General features: G+C 74.2%; 13 protein-coding genes. 6 read left to right on the top strand and 7 right to left on the bottom strand.

Annotated features, from left to right (window positions below; all coding sequences use genetic code 11):
- Positions 1-179 precede the first annotated feature (179 nt).
- Complete coding sequence (locus GCU67_RS02945) at positions 180-1,295, top strand: NAD(+)/NADH kinase (RefSeq protein WP_211660669.1); 1,116 nt, start codon at positions 180-182, stop codon at positions 1,293-1,295.
- A 31-nt stretch (positions 1,296-1,326) separates the two neighbouring features.
- Here GCU67_RS02945 and GCU67_RS02950 read toward each other — a convergent pair whose 3' ends face one another.
- Positions 1,327-2,559, bottom strand: coding sequence for a cytochrome P450 (locus tag GCU67_RS02950; protein ID WP_338104725.1), 1,233 nt, complete (start codon positions 2,557-2,559; stop codon positions 1,327-1,329).
- A gap of 403 nt (positions 2,560-2,962) precedes the next feature.
- Between GCU67_RS02950 and GCU67_RS02955 the strand changes: the two genes are divergently transcribed.
- Positions 2,963-4,072: a LysM peptidoglycan-binding domain-containing protein gene (locus GCU67_RS02955; protein ID WP_163609595.1), complete on the top strand. Its 1,110-nt coding sequence runs from the start codon at positions 2,963-2,965 to the stop codon at positions 4,070-4,072.
- 7 nt (positions 4,073-4,079) lie between these two features.
- Here the strand turns inward: GCU67_RS02955 and GCU67_RS02960 are convergent, their stop codons facing one another.
- The gene (locus GCU67_RS02960; protein WP_163609596.1) at positions 4,080-4,832 is read right to left on the bottom strand and encodes an NAD(P)H-binding protein; all 753 of its coding nucleotides are present in this window, start codon (positions 4,830-4,832) and stop codon (positions 4,080-4,082) included.
- Positions 4,829-6,046: a PucR family transcriptional regulator gene (locus GCU67_RS02965; RefSeq protein WP_338104726.1), complete on the bottom strand. Its 1,218-nt coding sequence runs from the start codon at positions 6,044-6,046 to the stop codon at positions 4,829-4,831. Before GCU67_RS02965 ends, GCU67_RS02960 begins: the two co-directional genes overlap by 4 nt.
- 87 nt (positions 6,047-6,133) lie before the next feature.
- Between GCU67_RS02965 and GCU67_RS02970 the strand changes: the two genes are divergently transcribed.
- The 3 genes from GCU67_RS02970 (at position 6,134) to icmF (ending at position 11,955) form a co-directional block, all read left to right on the top strand.
- Positions 6,134-7,234 (top strand): ferredoxin reductase, encoded by a 1,101-nt coding sequence (locus tag GCU67_RS02970; RefSeq protein ID WP_163609597.1) that lies wholly within the window; start codon positions 6,134-6,136, stop codon positions 7,232-7,234.
- Between the two features lie 86 nt (positions 7,235-7,320).
- Positions 7,321-8,511 (top strand): fatty acid desaturase, encoded by a 1,191-nt coding sequence (locus GCU67_RS02975; protein ID WP_163609598.1) that lies wholly within the window; start codon positions 7,321-7,323, stop codon positions 8,509-8,511.
- A gap of 213 nt (positions 8,512-8,724) precedes the next feature.
- The gene (gene icmF / locus GCU67_RS02980) at positions 8,725-11,955 is read left to right on the top strand and encodes a fused isobutyryl-CoA mutase/GTPase IcmF (protein ID WP_163609599.1); all 3,231 of its coding nucleotides are present in this window, start codon (positions 8,725-8,727) and stop codon (positions 11,953-11,955) included.
- Positions 11,956-11,998: 43 nt separating this feature from the next.
- Here the strand turns inward: icmF and GCU67_RS02985 are convergent, their stop codons facing one another.
- Entirely contained in the window at positions 11,999-12,637 is a 639-nt protein-coding gene (locus GCU67_RS02985) for a dihydrofolate reductase family protein (RefSeq protein ID WP_163609600.1), read from the bottom strand.
- 139 nt (positions 12,638-12,776) lie between these two features.
- Between GCU67_RS02985 and GCU67_RS02990 the strand changes: the two genes are divergently transcribed.
- Positions 12,777-14,015 (top strand): FAD-dependent oxidoreductase, encoded by a 1,239-nt coding sequence (locus GCU67_RS02990; protein WP_338104727.1) that lies wholly within the window; start codon positions 12,777-12,779, stop codon positions 14,013-14,015.
- 140 nt (positions 14,016-14,155) lie between these two features.
- Here GCU67_RS02990 and GCU67_RS02995 read toward each other — a convergent pair whose 3' ends face one another.
- From GCU67_RS02995 to GCU67_RS03005, 3 genes are all read right to left on the bottom strand, one after another.
- On the bottom strand, positions 14,156-15,073 hold the full coding sequence (locus tag GCU67_RS02995) for a hypothetical protein (RefSeq protein ID WP_163609601.1): 918 nt from the start codon (positions 15,071-15,073) through the stop codon (positions 14,156-14,158).
- Positions 15,074-15,238: 165 nt separating this feature from the next.
- Complete coding sequence (gene msrA / locus GCU67_RS03000) at positions 15,239-15,751, bottom strand: peptide-methionine (S)-S-oxide reductase MsrA (protein ID WP_163609602.1); 513 nt, start codon at positions 15,749-15,751, stop codon at positions 15,239-15,241.
- Positions 15,752-15,816: 65 nt separating this feature from the next.
- Positions 15,817-16,677 carry an MmyB family transcriptional regulator gene (locus GCU67_RS03005; protein ID WP_163609603.1) on the bottom strand — a complete coding sequence of 287 codons (861 nt, stop codon included), beginning with the start codon at positions 16,675-16,677 and terminating at the stop codon, positions 15,817-15,819.
- Positions 16,678-16,684: the final 7 nt, after the last annotated feature.

A 16,684-nucleotide genomic window follows, 5' to 3' on the forward strand; every position in this document is an offset into this window, starting at 1 on the left:
CGTCGAGGGAGTCCGACTCTTCCACGTGCGCTCGTCCACGTGCGGCCCCCTGTTCCGGTGGGCACTACCCGGGGCGGCCACCGGTATGCCGCCCGGAGTCCACTCGCGGCGGGCATCACATCGGGTGGGCCGGTGCGACCGGGGGTGTACGGCCGGCGCGGGGAGGGGAGGATGCCCCGGTGACAGCCCCCGAGGACGGCGTGCGGAGCCCTGCAGCGGACCGGCCCCCGGCAGGTGACCGGCGTCGGATCGACCGGATCGGCCTCGTGGTGCACGAGGGCAAGCCGGTGGCCCGCGCCGCGGCGCAGCGGGTCCGCGACTGGGCCGGGGCACGCGGCCTGCCCTGCACCGACATCGACGTGTGGAGCGAGTCCGACGCGCGCCGTCCCGCCCACGAGGAGGCGGCGCTCGCCGGCAACCCCGACCTGGTGGTCACCGTCGGGGGTGACGGCACGTTCCTGCGCGGTGCCCGGGTGGCGGCCGCGGCCGGTGCGCTGGTGCTCGGCGTCGACGTCGGGCGGGTGGGCTTCCTCACCGAGGTCGAGGTCGACCGGCTGGAGGAGGCGCTGCAGATGGTCCTCGACGGCGACGTCGTCCTGGACGCCCGGATGATGCTGACGATGCGCGCCTCGCGCCCGCTGGCCCTGCCCGGCGGCATGGACGCGCTGCTGAGGTTCGGCCGAGGGCCCGCGCTGCCCTCCCCGGCGGTCCGGCCGGGCCCCGCCGACGAGGACGGCTGGGGCGTGCCGCTGGACGTGCTCGCGCTCAACGACGTCGTGTTCGAGAAGCTCGCCCGGGACCGGCAGGCCAGCCTCGCCCTCTACGTCGACGGCCGGCTGTTCGCCTCCTACTCCGCCGACGCGCTGGTGGTCTCCACCGCCACGGGCTCCACCGCCTACAGCTTCGCCGCCGGTGGCCCCGTGCTGTCCCCGGACCTGGAGGCGCTGGTGTTCACCCCGGTCGCGCCGCACATGGTGTTCAACCGCAGCCTGGTGCTGTCGGCGAAGCACCGGATCGGCGTCCTGGTGCTGGGCCGGTCGGGGCAGGTGGCGGTCAGCGTCGACGGCCAGCTGCGCGGTGTGCTCGAGCCCGGCGACTGGGTGACCGTCTACGGCGCCGCCCAGCGCTCGGAGCTGGTGCGGCTGGACGAGCCGCACTTCCTCGACCGCGTCCGCAGCCGCTTCGGCCTGTCCGACGCCCGCGCCGCGGTCGCCGACGGCGAGGCCCCGATGGTGCACGACCCGATGCGGGCGCTGCCGCCGGACCTGGCCCACCCCGGCCCGACGGCCGGTTGAGCGGCGTCCCGGCCGCGCGGGCCGGGACGCCTCAGACGGTGACGGGCAGCTGGTCGATGCCGTAGACGAAGGACAGCTCGCGGAACTGCAGCTCCGACTGCGGGACGGCGACCGCCAGGTCCGGGAAGCGGCGCAGCAGGGCCGGCAGCAGGATGCGCAGCTCCATCCGGGCCAGCTCGGCGCCGATGCAGCGGTGCGCGCCGTGTCCGAACGCGAGGTGCCCGCTGGTGGGCACTCGGGCCGGGTCGAAGAACTCGGGGGAGGCCCCGGCGGTGAGCGGGTCGCGGTTGGACGCGCTCAGCGAGGCCAGCACGACGTCGCCGGCCTTGAGCGGGGTGCCCAGCAGGTCCAGGTCGTGCCGGGCGAAGCGGGGGAAGGCCATCTGCACGACGGAGAGGTAGCGCAGCAGCTCCTCCACGACCCGGTCGACGTCCTTCCGGCTGCCGGTGCGCACCAGCTCGGCGTGCGCGGGGTCGCGCAGCAGCACCAGGGTGCTCAGCGAGATCATCCCGGCGGTGGTCTCGTAGCCGCCGGTGAAGACCCCGTCGGCCAGGCCGGCCAGGTCGGCGTCGGAGATCCGGTCACCCTCGTCGCGGATGATCGCACCGATCAGCCCCGGGCCCGGCTCCACCCGCTGCCGGGCGACGGCGTCGAAGAGGAACTCGCGCTGCGCGGACACCGCGCCGAAGGCGGCGGCGGCGCCGGAGGTGATGTCGAAGCGCTGCACACCCAGCCGGGCGAAGGCGTCCCGGTCGGACAGCTCCAGGCCCAGCAGGGCGCAGATGGTCTGGAAGGGCACCGGGAAGGACAGCAGCTTGGCCAGGTCGACCGGCGTCCCGTCGGCGCCGGCCGCGGCCAGCTCGTCGAGCCGGTTCTCCACGAACGCCTCGATCATCGGCTCGAGCCGGGCCAGCCGCCGCATCGTGAACTCGGGGGTGACGATCTTGCGCAGCCGGGTGTGCAGCGGGGCGTCGGTGAACCCCAGGCCGCCGATGTCCTCACCCGACGTGGTGCCGTCGGTGCCGGGCAGCAGGTGCCGGATGTCGTTGCTGTAGTCGTCCCGGTTGGCCAGCACCGCGCGCACGTGCGCGGTGTCGGTGACCAGGTAGACGGAGAAGTCGAACGGCAGGTCGAGCTTGTGCACCGGGTCGGTCGCGCGCAGCTCGGCCAGCCGCGGGACCGGGTCCAGGCCGGTGCGCTGCAGCGGCACCTTGGTCGGCTCCGGGATGAAGGTCAGGCTCGCGAGGTCGATGCCCTTCTTCACGATCCGCCGCGCCAGCAACCGCCCGCCCCAGGCCCGGGCCCGCGCCCGGACCGCTCGCGCGGCCCGGCGTCCGGTGACCCGGGTGTGGTCGGAGGGGACGGGACAGCGGGACGGGGCTCCGGTGCGCGGTTCGGTGTCCGTGACCTCTCCTGGGCTGGGCGGGACGACGTGGTGGGGGTGCTCGTCGTCTTGTTACTCCAGGACGGCGTCGGTGATCAAGGATGGCACGCGGCCGGTGCCCCACCCGCCCCTGCGGTCGCCCCCTCTCCCAGCAGGTCCGGACCATCCGGATGCGCACCGTGGTCGCCGCACCGTCCCCGGGTCCCCGACCTGCCCCCACGGTCGCCGCGCGGCCGCCGGACCCGTGGGATGGGGCGACCCGTCCGACTGTCTTGGAGCGCGCGTGCCCGTCCCCTCCCCGCGGGTGCCCCGGCGCCCGGCCGCACCCCGCCCGGTGCGCCTGCGCCGTGCCGCCGTGCTCGCCGTCCTCGGCGTCTGCGTGGCGCTCGCCCCGCCGGCGCGGGCCGTGGACACCGTCGGGCCGACCGCACCCGTCGCCGCACCGGCGGTGGTCGAGCAGCCGGCGCCCTACGTGGGTCAGGAGGTCTGCGACCCCACGCCCAAGCCGGGCACCGTGGACCTGGCGGCGACGGTGCTGGCCACCTACGGCGCCGGCAGCTCGGGCGGGATAAGCCGCAGCTGCGAGTCCGACGGCGTCAGCGAGCACGAGGAGGGCCGGGCCTGGGACTGGATGCTGCGCGCCGACGTCCCGGAGGAGCGGGCCGCCGCCGAGCGCTTCCTGGGCTGGCTCACCGCCGACGGCCCGGCGGGGGAGTCGGGCTACCAGGCGCGGCGGCTGGGCGTCCTCTACGTCATCTGGGACCGGCGGATCTGGTCGGCCGACAGCGCCGCGGCGGGCTGGCTGGACTACACCGGCGCCGACCCGCACACCGGGCACGTGCACCTGTCGCAGTCCTGGAGCGGCGCGCTGGGGGTGACCTCCTGGTGGACCGGGGTCGCCGCCGCGGTCGACCAGCGAAGCTGCGCCGAGGTCGTCGACGGGCTCGCCGAGCCCGGTGCGCTGGCCACCGTCTGCGCCCCGCCGGTGCCGGCGGCGCCGCCGGCCGAGGTCCCGGTGTTCACCGGCCGGTACACCGTGGCGGCGGGGGACACCCTCGGCCAGATCGCCCTCGACCACGCCACGACGGTCGCCGAGCTGACCGCGGCCAACGGGCTGACCAGCACCGTGCTCATGGCCGGCCAGGAGCTCGCCGTGCCCGGCGCCCCGGCCGGCCCTGCGCCCGCGCCCGAGCCGGCCCCCGCGCCCGAGCCGGCCCCGGAGCCCGCGCCCGTCCCCGCTCCGGTGACCTACACCGTCCTGCCCGGGGACATGCTGGGCCGGATCGCCCTGGACCACGGCACGACGGTCGGGGAGCTCATGGCCGCCAACGGGCTGCCCACCAACCGGGTCAAGGCCGGCCAGGTGCTCCTCGTCCCGGCGGCCGCCGGCTGACCGTGGGTCAGCCGCGGCCCGCCACCAGCCGGACCAGGTCCTCGTCGGCGGTCTCGCTGCCCATGACGAAGGGCGGGGCGGGGACCAGCCCGCCGTCGGCGAAGGCACGCCCGGCCGGGCCGGGCAGCCTCAGCGACACGACCAGCCGGCGTCGTCCGGTCGCGCGCAGCCGGCGGCGCACCAGCCCGGCCATGTCCAGCTCCTCGGGGCCGGCCATCGGCTCGGTGACCCCGCGGGGCGCGCCGTGGGCCAGCTCGACCAGGTGCGCGGCCACCTCGCGGGCGGCCACCGGCCGGCTGTGCATCCGGGGGACGACGACCACCGGCCCGGGGGAGCGGTCGATCAGCTGACCGGCGAACTCGTGGAACTGGGTGGCCCGCAGCAGCGTCCAGGGCACCGGTCCGGCCGCGAGCAGCTCCTCCTGCCGGCGCTTGCCCACGTAGTAGCCGAAGTCGACGGTGTCCGCGCCGACGATCGACAGGGCGACGACGTGCCGCACCCCGGCCCGGTCGGCGGCGGCGAGCAACTGCTGGGTGGCGGCGGTGAAGAAGGCCACCGCCCGTCGGCGGCTGGTCGTGGTCACGTTGCCGACGTCGACGACCGCGCTCACCCCGTCCAGCGCGTCCGCCAGCCCGACGCCGGTGGTCAGGTCGAGGCCACGGGACCGGGCCAGCACGACCGGGACGTCGCCTCGGCGTTCGAGCTCGGCCACCACCAGCCGCCCCAGCAGACCGGTCCCGCCGGCCACCGCCACCCTCACGACGCGTCCTGCTCGGTCGGTGCCGGCAGCTGCGCTCCCAGGGCGAGGGTCAGCTCCAGGACGGTCTGCGGGTCCTCGAGGCGGTCGCCGTACAGCTCGCGCAGCTGGCCGAGCCGGTACCGCACCGTCTGCGGGTGCACGAACAACGCGGCGGCCACCTGCTCGCGCCGTCCGTGGTGCAGCAGCCAGGACCGCAACGTCACGGTGAGCTTCTCCCGGACGGCGGGGCTCAGCCCCTCCAGCGGGGCGAGTGCAGCGGCCCGCAGGTCGGCCAGGGCGGAGTCGTCGGCCCGCAGCACGAGGTCGGTGAGCCGGCTCTCGGTGTCCAGCGCCGCCGTCCCGTCGGCGGTCAGGCCCAGCCGCAGCGCGCGCAGCGCCCGGGCGTAGGACGCCGACACCGCCGTCCACTCCCGGGCCGGCCCGACGACCGCAGCGGACCCCTCGAGGGTGCGCAGCAGGGTGGCCCGCGCGCCGCACCCGGCGTCGGGCACCAGGAGCACGATGAGGTCGGCGGCGGGGTCCAGGCCCGGCGGGTCGTCGGACACCTGCAGGGTGCGGTCGTCGAGCCGGGCGAGCGCGCCGCGGGCCTGCCCCTCGGGCAGCAGGACGGCGGTGAGCGTCCGCGGCGGCGACCAGCCGGCCCGCTCGGCTGCCGGGACGAGGTCGTGCGGCGGCCGGCCGGTGAGCAGCAGCGCACCGAGGCGCTCCAGGTGGTGCCGGCGCACGCGGCCGGTGCTGTCCAGCTCGTCGGTGTGCCCGGCGACGCTGGAGGCCGACAGCTGGTCGATGTAGGCGAACACGAGCTCGGCGAATCGGGCCAGCGACCCGGCGGTCATCCCGGCGGCCACGGCGGTGTCGCTCATGTGCCGCCACGCCACCCGGGCGCCGACCCGGTAGGCGGCCAGCAGCGCGTCCATCGGCCGGCCGCTGCGCGCCTCGCCCCGGCCCAGGGCGTAGGCGCCCTCCAGCGCGGGGCCGATCGGGCGGCTGGGGTCCGCGCCGCCGGTCGTGGTAGCCAGCTCCAGGAACCCGCCGAGGGCGAGCTGGACGGCGCGGCTGATCGCCCGGCCCATCTCCCCGGCGAACGCGTCGGTGTAGCTGGGCACCTCGACCACGATGCTGGCCACGGTCTGCGCGGCGACGGCGGGCAGCTCGGCCCGCATCGCGGTGACCACCGCGGCCGGGAAGGTCACGGGCTCGGTCGTCGTCCCCACCTCCTTTGTCCTGAGGGAACAGAAGCTACCGCTCGATTCACGCCCAGCGGGGGAGTGTTCACCCCGTCGGCGGGGAACACTCAAGTCATGACCGCCACCGTCCCCCGTCCGGGCCGCCCCGCGCTCCGGGCGCTGCGCGACCGGGTGCTCAAGGCCGCCGAGCTGGTCACCACGCCGCTGCTGCCGGTCGACTACCTCGACCTGATCGACCCGCTGCGCTCCGGTGCCGCACTGCGTGGGCGGATCGAGGAGGTCCGGCACGAGACCCGCGACGCCGCCACGATCGTGATCCAGCCCGGCCGCGACTGGCTGCCGCACACCCCGGGCCAGTACGTGCGCATCGGCGTCGACGTCGAGGGTGTGCGGCTGTGGCGCGCCTACTCGCTCACCTCGGTGCTCGGCCGGCCCGACGGCCGCTTCACCATCACGGTCAAGGCGATCCCCGGCGGCAAGGTCAGCAACCACCTGGTGCACCGGGTCCAGCCAGGCACCATCGTGCAGCTGGACCAGGCGACCGGGGACTTCGTGCTCCCCGCGATGCGCCCGGCCAAGGCGCTGTTCGTCACCGCGGGTTCCGGCATCACGCCGGTGATGGGCATCCTGCGCAACCACGTGCACGAGCACGAGGACGTCGTCCTGGTGCACTCCGCGCCGACGGCGGAGGACGTCATCTTCGGGGCCGAGCTGCGCGAGATGGCTCGCGACGGTGCGATCCGGCTGGTCGAGCGGCACACCTCGACCGACGGCCTGCTGGACACCGCCGTGCTCGCCGGCATGGTCCCCGACCTGGCCGAGCGCTCCACCTGGGCGTGCGGCCCGCTCGGCCTGCTCGAGTCGCTCGAGCAGTACTGGGCCGACGCCGGCATCGCCGACCAGCTCTACACCGAGCGGTTCCGCCCGCGGGTGCTCGTCACCGGTGAGGCCGGCGGAACGGTGGACTTCACCGCCTCCGGCACGACCGTCGAGGTCGACGGCGCCACCCCGATCCTGGACGCCGCCGAGGACGCCGGGCTGCTCATGCCCAGCGGCTGCCGGATGGGCATCTGCTACGGCTGCGTGCTGCCGCTGCGCGAGGGCGCCGTCCGCGACCTGCGCACCGGTGAGGTGACCACCGCCGCCCCCGGCGACGGCGTCCTCGTCCAGACCTGCATCAGCGCCGCCGCCGGCGCCTGCGAGATCGACCACTGACCTCCAGCGGAGTCGATCCGTCGCGGTGACCGCGACAGATCGACTCCGCGACCCCGCACCCGCATCCCTGAGCTGAGGAGCTGCACGTGACCGTCCTGCAGAAGAAGTCCGACAACCCGATCGCCCACCTGAGCCCCGAGGACATCGAGGCGATCGGCTTCGAGCTCGACGCCATCCGGCAGAGCGTGGTGGACAGCCGTGGCGAGTCCGACGCGGCCTACATCCGCAAGGTGATCGACGTGCAGCGCAAGCTCGAGCTGGGCAGCCGCGCCGTCCTGCTGTTCTCGAAGTTCCCGCCGGCCTGGCTGCTGGGCACCGCCGGGCTCTCGGTCGCCAAGATCCTGGAGAACATGGAGATCGGGCACAACATCCTGCACGGGCAGTGGGACTGGATGCGCGACCCGAAGATCCACTCCACCACCTGGGAGTGGGACATGGCCAGCCCGGCCGAGCAGTGGAAGCACTCGCACAACGAGTTGCATCACACGTACACGAACGTGATCGGCAAGGACAACGACCTCGGCTACGGCATCATGCGCGTCGACGAGGACCAGAAGTGGGTGCCGCTGTACCTGCTGCAGCCGGTGTGGAACTTCGTCAACGCGATCTTCTTCGAGTACGGCATCGCCGCCTACGACCTGGAGCTGGGCAAGAACCTGGCCACCAAGGAGCGGCGCGCCGACCCGGGCTTCCGGGCCCGCGGCAAGCAGGTGCTGAAGAAGATCCGCAAGCAGGCCACCAAGGACTACCTGGTGCACCCGCTGCTGTCCGGGCCGTCGTTCCTGCCGACCCTGGCCGCCAACTTCACCGCCAACGTGGTGCGCAACCTGTGGTCGCACTCGGTGATCATGTGCGGGCACTTCCCCGAGGGCGTCGAGACCTTCGAGAAGAAGTCGATCGAGGGCGAGTCCCGCGGTGAGTGGTACCTGCGCCAGATGCTCGGCTCGGCCAACATTTCCGGCAGCAAGGCCATGCACATCATGACCGGCAACCTGTCCCACCAGGTCGAGCACCACCTGTTCCCGGACCTGCCGAGCAACCGGTACGCCGAGATCGCCCCGAAGATCGAGGACCTGTTCCGCCGCTACGGCCTGCGGTACCACTCCGCGTCGCTGCCGCGTCAGGTCGGCTCGGCCTGGCACAAGGTCATCCGGCTCTCGCTGCCGAACAACTGGCTGGCCCAGACCACCCCGGCCAACGCGCCGGCCCAGGTCGTCAAGCTCTACAAGATGACGACGGGCGGGGCGAAGGTGCGCCGCGCGCTGCAGGCCGCCTGACCTGTTCCACCTGCACGACCGCGACCCCGCCGGGCACCTGCCCGGCGGGGTCGCGGTGTCCCCCGGTGGCGCACGTGGCCGGGTCCTCAGGGCCTGAGGCGCCGGCTGGTCAGACGGTCAGTGTGCAGGGGCGTGAACGGCGACGTCCGGGGGTCTCCGGGGTGATCTACTAGGACGTCCTCGTATGTCGGGGCGACCCCGTCGGGAGCACTCATGGCCGAGCTGCACGTCCCCACCCGTCCCGTCCGCCTGGTCACCGCCTCGAGCTTGTTCGACGGGCACGACGCCGCGATCAACGTGATGCGGCGGCTGCTGCAGAGCCAGGGCGCGGAAGTGGTGCACCTCGGGCACGACCGCAGCGTGCAGGCCGTCGTCCGGGCGGCGGTGGAGGAGGACGTGCAGGGGGTCGCGCTCTCCTCCTACCAGGGCGGGCACGTCGAGTACTTCAGCTACCTGGTCGAGGAGCTGGCCGCCCACGGCGCCGGCCACGTGCAGGTGTTCGGCGGCGGGGGCGGGGTGATCGTGCCCGACGAGATCGCCCTGCTGCGCTCGCGCGGGGTGCGCATCTTCTCCCCGGCGGACGGCCAGCAGCTCGGGCTGCCGGGCATGATCAACACGATCATCGCGGCCTGCGACGTCGACCTGACGGCGGACGGCCCGGACCTCGACGCCCTCTCAGCCGGCGACCCCGCGGCGCTGGCCCGGGCGATCACCGTGCTGGAGGCCGGCCGCTCTCCCGAGCTCGCCGAGCGGGTCATGCGGGAGGCCGCCGGGCGCACCGTGCCCGTGCTCGGCATCACCGGCACCGGTGGCTCGGGGAAGTCCTCGCTCACCGATGAGCTGCTGCGCCGGCTGCGGCTGGACAACGAGGACGAGCTGCGGATCGCGGTCCTCGCCGTCGACCCGACCCGCCGTCGCGGCGGTGGCGCGCTGCTCGGCGACCGGATCCGGATGAACGCCCTGGAGACCGGCGACCGCCACCGCACCTTCTTCCGCTCGCTGGCCACCCGCAGCGCCGGCGCGCAGGTGCCCGAGCACCTCGACCATGTGATCGCCGCGGTGAAGGCAGCCGGCTACGACCTGGTGATCGTGGAGACCCCTGGCATCGGTCAGGGTGACGCGGCGATCCTGCCCTTCAGTGACGTCTCGCTGTACGTGATGACGCCGGAGTTCGGCGCCGCGTCGCAGCTGGAGAAGATCGACATGCTCGACTTCGCCGACGTCGTGGCGGTCAACAAGTTCGAGCGCCGCGGCGCGGAGGACGCCCGCCGGGACGTCGCCCGGCAGCTGGTGCGCAACCGCGAGGCCTTCGGCACGCCGTGGCAGGAGATGCCGGTGTTCGGCACCTCGGCGGCGCGGTTCAACGACGACGGTGTGACCGCGCTCCACCAGCACCTCACGACGCTGCTCGCCGACCGCGGCCTGCCGGTCAGCAGCGGCGTGCTTCCCCGCGTCGACGTCCGGGCCAGCACCGGGCTGACCAGCCTCGTCCCGGTGTCCCGGTCGCGGTACCTGGCCGACGTGGCCGACGCCGTCCGCGGCTACCACCGCACGACGGCGGAGCAGGCCGAGCTGGTGCGGCGGCAGCAGCACCTGCGCACCGCAGCCGAGCTGCTCCCCGGCGAGGCGGCCGACCAGGCCCGCGACCTCGCCGCGGCGATCGAGGGCGACCTGCTGCCCACGGTCCGCACCCTGCTGGGGGAGTGGCCGGCCCGGGTCGAGGAGTACTCCGGTGAGGAGCTGGTCTACACCGTCCGCGGCACGGAGATCCGCACGCCACTGACCCGTACGACCCTGTCAGGCAACCAGGTGCGCCGGGTTGCGTTGCCACGGACGACGGACGCCGCCGAGCTGCTGGGCTGGCTGCGCCGGGAGAACCTGCCCGGACACTTCCCGTACACCGCCGGGGTCTTCCCCTTCAAGCGCCAGGGCGAGGCCCCGGCCCGGATGTTCGCCGGCGAGGGCGACCCGTTCCGCACCAACCGGCGCTTCCAACTGCTGTCGGCCGGTGCTGAGGCGACCCGGCTGTCGACCGCGTTCGACTCGGTCACCCTCTACGGCCGCGACCCCGACCCGCGACCGGACGTCTACGGCAAGGTCGGGACGTCGGGGGTCTCGATCGCCACCGTCGAGGACATGGCGGTGCTCTACGCCGGGTTCGACCTCTGCTCGCCGACCACCTCGGTGTCGATGACGATCAACGGCCCCGCGCCGGCCGTCCTGGCGATGTTCTTCTGCACGGCGATCGACCAGCGGCTGGACGCGTTCCGGACCGACGAGGGCCGCGAGCCCACCGCTGCGGAGGCCGAGGAGATCCGCGCCTGGGTGCTCGCCCACGTCCGCGGCACGGTGCAGGCCGACATCCTCAAGGAGGACCAGGGGCAGAACACCTGCATCTTCTCCACCGAGTTCGCGCTCCGCTGCATGGCCGACATCCAGCAGTGGTTCATCGACCACGCCGTCCGCAACTTCTACTCGGTGTCGATCTCCGGCTACCACATCGCCGAGGCCGGGGCGAACCCCATCAGCCAGCTCGCCTTCACCCTCGCCAACGGCTTCACCTACGTCGAGGCCTACCTTGCCCGCGGCATGTCGATCGACGACTTCGCGCCCAACCTGTCCTTCTTCTTCTCCAACGGGATGGATGCCGAGTACTCCGTCATCGGACGGGTCGCCCGCCGGATCTGGGCCGTGGCCATGGCGGAGCGGTACGGCGCCGGCCCGCGCTCGCAGCAGCTGAAGTACCACGTGCAGACGTCGGGCCGGTCGCTGCACGCGCAGGAGATGGACTTCAACGACATCCGGACGACGTTGCAGGCGCTCTGCGCGATCTACGACAACGCCAACAGCCTGCACACGAACGCCTACGACGAGGCGGTCACCACCCCGAGCGCGGCCTCGGTGCGCCGGGCGCTGGCCATCCAGATGATCATCGACCGCGAGTGGGGGCTGGCCGGCAACGAGAACCCGCTGCAGGGCTCCTTCGTCATCGACGAGCTCACCGACCTGGTCGAGGCCGCCTTGCTGGCGGAGTTCGACCGGATCGCCGAGCGCGGCGGGGTGCTCGGGGCCATGGAGACCGGCTACCAGCGCGGCCGGATCCAGGACGAGTCGATGCTCTACGAGCAGCGCAAGCACGACGGCTCGCTGCCCATCGTCGGCGTCAACACGTTCCTGGAGCCGCGGACCGGCGAGGAGCTCCGCCCGACCGTCGAGCTCTCCCGGGCCACGGAGGCGGAGAAGCAGTCGCAGCTGGACCGGCTGGCCGACTTCCACGCCCGGCACGCCGCGAAGGCCCCCGAGGCGCTGCGCCGGCTGCGGGACACCGCGATGCACGGCGGCAACGTCTTCGAGGCGCTGATGGGCGCCGTCCGGCACTGCTCGCTCGGCCAGATCACCGAGGCGTTCTTCGAGGTCGGCGGTCAGTACCGGCGGAACGTGTGAGGGCCGGCCGGGAACGGACCAGCCCACCTGGCGCGGGCGGGCCTCACGCGGTCGCGCCGCGATCGGGTGCGCCCATGTCGCCGGTGGCAGGCGTGCCGTCGGCGAGCCCGTAGCGCAGGTACACGGTGCCCGTCGGACCGGCTGCCGGCGGTTCGAGGAGGGTGAGGTTCGTCGGCACCGCGCCACCGTCGAACACCTTCTTCCCCACCCCGAGCAGGATCGGGTGCACCCACAGGTCGAGGCGGTCGAACAGCTTCTCGCGCAGCAGGGTCTGCACCAGGTCCAGGCTCCCGACGACGCTCACGTGCTCGTGCCGCTCCCGGATCTCGCGCACCCCGCCGGCCAGGTCCGGGCCTAGCTGGGTGGACCCCGCCCACGAGAGGTCGGGCGTGCCGCGGGAGGCCACGTACTTCGGCACGCGGTTGAAGAGCGTGGCGATGTCGTCGTCATGGCCGCCCTCCTGGTGGGGCCAGTACGCCGCGAAGACGTCGTACGTCCGCCGTCCGAGCAGCAGGGCGTCGGTGTCCTGGTACGCGGCGGCGACCTGCGCCCCGGCGACCTCCTCGAGCAGGGGTGCCTGCCAGCCGCCGAAGGGGAACCCCACCGGGTCCTCCTCCGGCCCGCCGGGGGCCTGCCCGACGAGGTCCAGGGTGGTGAACAGCTCGATCTGGACGATGCCCATGTCCTGCTCCTGGGTGTTCGGCGGTCCTGGTCGAGGGGTGGACCTGCGTGCGCCGGAGAACTCATCGCCGCGGCCGGCTCTTGCGCTGCGGCCCACCGGACGTCCACCGTGGGGTCCTCATCCTCCCCAGGAGGTCGTCGTGACCGAGGTGGACTGCTGCATCGCCGGTGGCGGGCCGGCGGGGATGGTGCTCGGGCTGCTGCTCGCCCGCCAGGGCCGCAGCGTGGTGGTGCTGGAGAAGCACGGGGACTTCCTGCGCGACTTCCGCGGGGACACCGTCCACCCGTCGACGCTCCGGCTGCTCGACGAGCTGGGACTGGCCGAGGAGTTCCTCCGGCTGCCCCACCAGGAGGTGACGACGCTGGGCGTCACCACCGACGACGGGAGCTACGCAGTCGCGGACTTCGGCCGGCTGCCCGGCCGGTTCCCGTTCCTCGCCCTTGTGCCGCAGTGGGACCTGCTGGACTTCCTGGCCGAGCGGGCGCGGCGCCACCCGGGCTTCGAGCTGCGGATGGACGCGGAGGTGGTCGGACTGCTGCGCGAGGACGGCCGGGTGACGGGGGTCCGCCACCGGGCTCCCGGTGGCGAGGAGCGGGAGGTCCGCGCGCGGCTGACCGTGGCCGCCGACGGCCGCACCTCCACGCTCCGCGGCGAGACCGGGCTGCGTCTGCGTGACTTCGGGGCGCCCATGGACGTGCTGTGGTTCCGGCTGCCCCAGGCCGGGACGGGGTCGGGCCCGTCGTTCGGAGGTGCCGGACGCATCACGCAGGGACGCATGCTGGTCCTGATCGACCGCGGGGACTACTGGCAGTGCGCCTACCTCGTGCCCAAGGGCGGCTTCGCCGCGCTGCAGGCCGCGGGCTTCGAGGCGTTCCGCGCTGATCTGGCCCGCCTCCTCCCGGACGGGGTCGCGGCGCGGACGCTCCGGGGCTGGGACGACGTCCGTGTCCTCGGTGTGCGGGTGGACCGGCTGACGCGGTGGCACGTGCCCGGGCTGCTGCTGATCGGGGACGCCGCGCACGCCATGTCACCGATCGGCGGCGTGGGGATCAACCTGGCGGTGCAGGACGCCGCTGCGGCGGCCCGGCTCCTCGCCGGCCCGCTGGGAACGGGCGTGGTGCCTCCCCGGGTCCTCGCCCGGGTGCGGCGTCGCCGGCTGCTGCCCACCGTCGTCACCCAGTTCGTGCAGCGGCAGGTCCAGACGCGGGTCCTCGGCCGGATCCTGGCCGGCGACCGTCCGGTGGGCACGCCGCGGGTGCTCCGGCTGCTCGACCGGCACCCGAGGCTCCAGGGCCTGCCGGCCCGGGCGGTCGGGATCGGGGTCCTGCCCGAGCACGCGTCGCCACTGCCCGGCGCGGAGGTGGGCTCGCGCCGGTGACGGCCACGCGACAGGGTCGCTGCGACCCCGCCGAGCGACTGCTGGAGGACGCCGTCCCCTCGGTGCGGACCCGGTCGCCGGCGTCGGTGAGCCGAGCCTCACGCCCGGTGTGGCCGGCAGCGAGCGCGTGGCCGACCGGCTCAGGTGACGGGCAGCGCGGCGAGCCGGGCGGCCAGTTCGGCGTTGCGGCGCAGGAAGGGCACCCAGTCCTCGGGCGCCCGCGCTCCCGGCTCCGGGCGGTCGCAGGTCTCCTGCTCCCAGGAGCGCAGCCGCCCGTTGGAGATCCGCAACCGGACCAGGACGTCGCCTCCCCAGGCGGTGACGTCGTGGCGGCCCTGCTCACCGGCCGCGGTGACCCGCTGCGGCGCGACCACCCACTGCAGCGCCTCGATCTCCTGCTGGAGCCGGGCGGCGGCCTCGTAGGCCTGCGCTGCGGCCGCGGCGTCGCGCCGGGCGGTCAGGGCCGCCAGCGCGGCGGCGACCGCCGTCGGCTCGCGGTCCAACACGGACGCCACGGCTCGGGCGAGCTGCGGGACCGGCACGTCCTGCCCGCCACGCAGCCGGGCCAGCTCCTGCGCGCCGGAGCTCCGGGACGGGCCGGCGTGCCCGATCGGGTACAGCCGCTCCAGCCCGGACAGTGCCAGTTTCGCCTTCCCGGCGCCCAGGTAGGGGCCGAAGCAGCGGACTCCCGGTCCGGGGAGCTGTGCCGAGGCGAGGCCCAGCCGCGGTGCCGTGGGCGAGACGTCCAGGTGGATGCTGACCGGCACCTCCAGGCCACCGATGATCCGGTTCCACGGCGGCTTCGACCGTTCGAGCAGGTTGCGCTCGGCCCACGCCGCCTCGTGCGCGGAGTCGCAGACCAGTGCCTCGATCCCGGCGACCCGGGTCATCATCTTCCGCAGGTGGCGCCGGTCGCGCAGGTCGCCCCAGTAGGAGCTGACCCGGCGGCGCAGCTGCTCGGCCCGCCCGACGTACAGCACCCGCCCGCCGTCGTCCCGGAAGCGGTAGACGCCCGGGGCGAGCGGCAGCGCGGCGACGGCGTCCGGGCGGATGGGCACGCCCCATCCTGCGCACGGCGCGGGCGACGGCGGCGGCGCCACGCCCCACGGGCCGCAGGTGTCCCACGGGTCACGGGACGACGGAGGGGGACGCCCCGGCTGGGACGTCCCCCTCGTCGTGTCCGACCTGCCCCGTCAAGGACGCGGCGGTCGGGCCTCGGTCCGTCAGGCGGTCTGCGCCTCGCGGCGCGGGAGCACCCAGTCCGGCCGCACGTAGTGGCAGGTGTAGCCGAAGGGGATCTTCTGCAGGTAGTCCTGGTGCTCCTCCTCGGCCTGCCAGAACTCACCGGCCGGCTCGACCTCGGTGACGACCGGCCCCGGCCAGATGCCCGAGGCGTCGACGTCGGCGATGGTGTCCAGTGCGACGCGCTGCTGCTCCTCGCTCAGGAAGTAGATCGCCGAGCGGTAGGCGCGGCCCAGGTCGTTGCCCTGGCGGTCCTTGGTCGAGGGGTCGTGGATCTGGAAGAAGAACTCCAGCACCTCCCGGTAGGAGATGACCTGGGGGTCGAAGACGATCTCGACCGCCTCGGCGTGGTCGCCGTGGTTGCGGTAGGTCGCGTTCGGGGTGTCGCCGCCGGAGTAGCCGACCCGGGTGGTGAGCACCCCCGGGCGCTTGCGCAGCAGCTCCTGGGCGCCCCAGAAGCAGCCGCCGGCGAGGATCGCGGTCTCAGTGGTCACGTGTGCCTCCCTCTGTGTCCAGCACGACCGGTGAACCCCGGGACCCGCGCCGGTGTTCCGCCTGCTCACGACCCGGTCGGGTGCTCCGGGGCGAAGGCCTGCGTGCCGAGGACGGCGAGCAGCGCGAGCCTGCTGGCTGCGTCGGTGCCCGGGGGAGCGGTGAGCACGAGCAGCACCTGGGACTCGTCCTCGGTGAACAGCGCCTGACAGTCGACCTCGATGGGCCCGATCTCGGGGTGCAGGAGCACCTTGTGGTCGGAGAACCGGCGGCCCACCTCGTGGGCCGCCCACAGGTCCGCGAACTCCTGGCTTGTCCGGGTGAGCACTCGGACGAGCTCGCCGGCCCGGGACCGCGGGCCCGTCGAGCCGTGGGCGGCGCGCAGCGAGGCCACCTGGGCGCGGCTCTGGCGGTCGTGGTCGTCCGCCGGGTAGTGCGCCCGCTCCTGCTCGGGGTGGGTGAACCAGCGGTAGATGGCGCTGCGTTCGAGGCCGGTGAGGTGGCTGACGTCGCCGAACAGGGCGCGGGCCGGGTCGTTCTGCACCAGCGTCTCGCCCAGCGCGGACAGGATGAGGGCCGGGGTGTCGGTGAGCCGGTCGAGGACCCGCAGCAGCCCCGGGGCGACGTGCTCGCCGCCGCCGACCCGGTCGGGGGCGTCGTGCCCGGCGACCCGGTACAGGTAGGCGCGCTCGTCGGCGGTCAGCCGGAGCGCCCGGGCCAGCGAGGCCAGCATCTGCGTGCTCGGCTGCGGCCCGCGCCGCTGCTCCAGCCGCGTGTAGTAGTCGGTGGACATCGCGGCGAGCTGCGCGACCTCCTCCCGCCGCAGCCCCGCGGTGCGCCGGCGCTGGCCTGCGGGGAGGCCGACGTCCGCGGGTCGGAGACCGCTGCGGCGCCGGACGAGGAAGTCGGCGAGGTCGTCCCGGTTCACCAGGCCA

This window comes from Modestobacter muralis (assembly GCF_010682105.1).
Lineage (GTDB): Bacteria > Actinomycetota > Actinomycetes > Mycobacteriales > Geodermatophilaceae > Modestobacter > Modestobacter muralis.

Bases quoted from the DNA above. Each gene is read 5' to 3' on its own strand.
- GCU67_RS02970 (WP_163609597.1), top strand. From the start codon at position 6,134: ATGACCGCCACCGTCCCCCGTCCGGGCCGCCCCGCGCTCCGGGCGCTG.
- icmF (WP_163609599.1), top strand. From the start codon at position 8,725: ATGGCCGAGCTGCACGTCCCCACCCGTCCCGTCCGCCTGGTCACCGCC.
- GCU67_RS02985 (WP_163609600.1), bottom strand. From the start codon at position 12,637: ATGGGCATCGTCCAGATCGAGCTGTTCACCACCCTGGACCTCGTCGGG.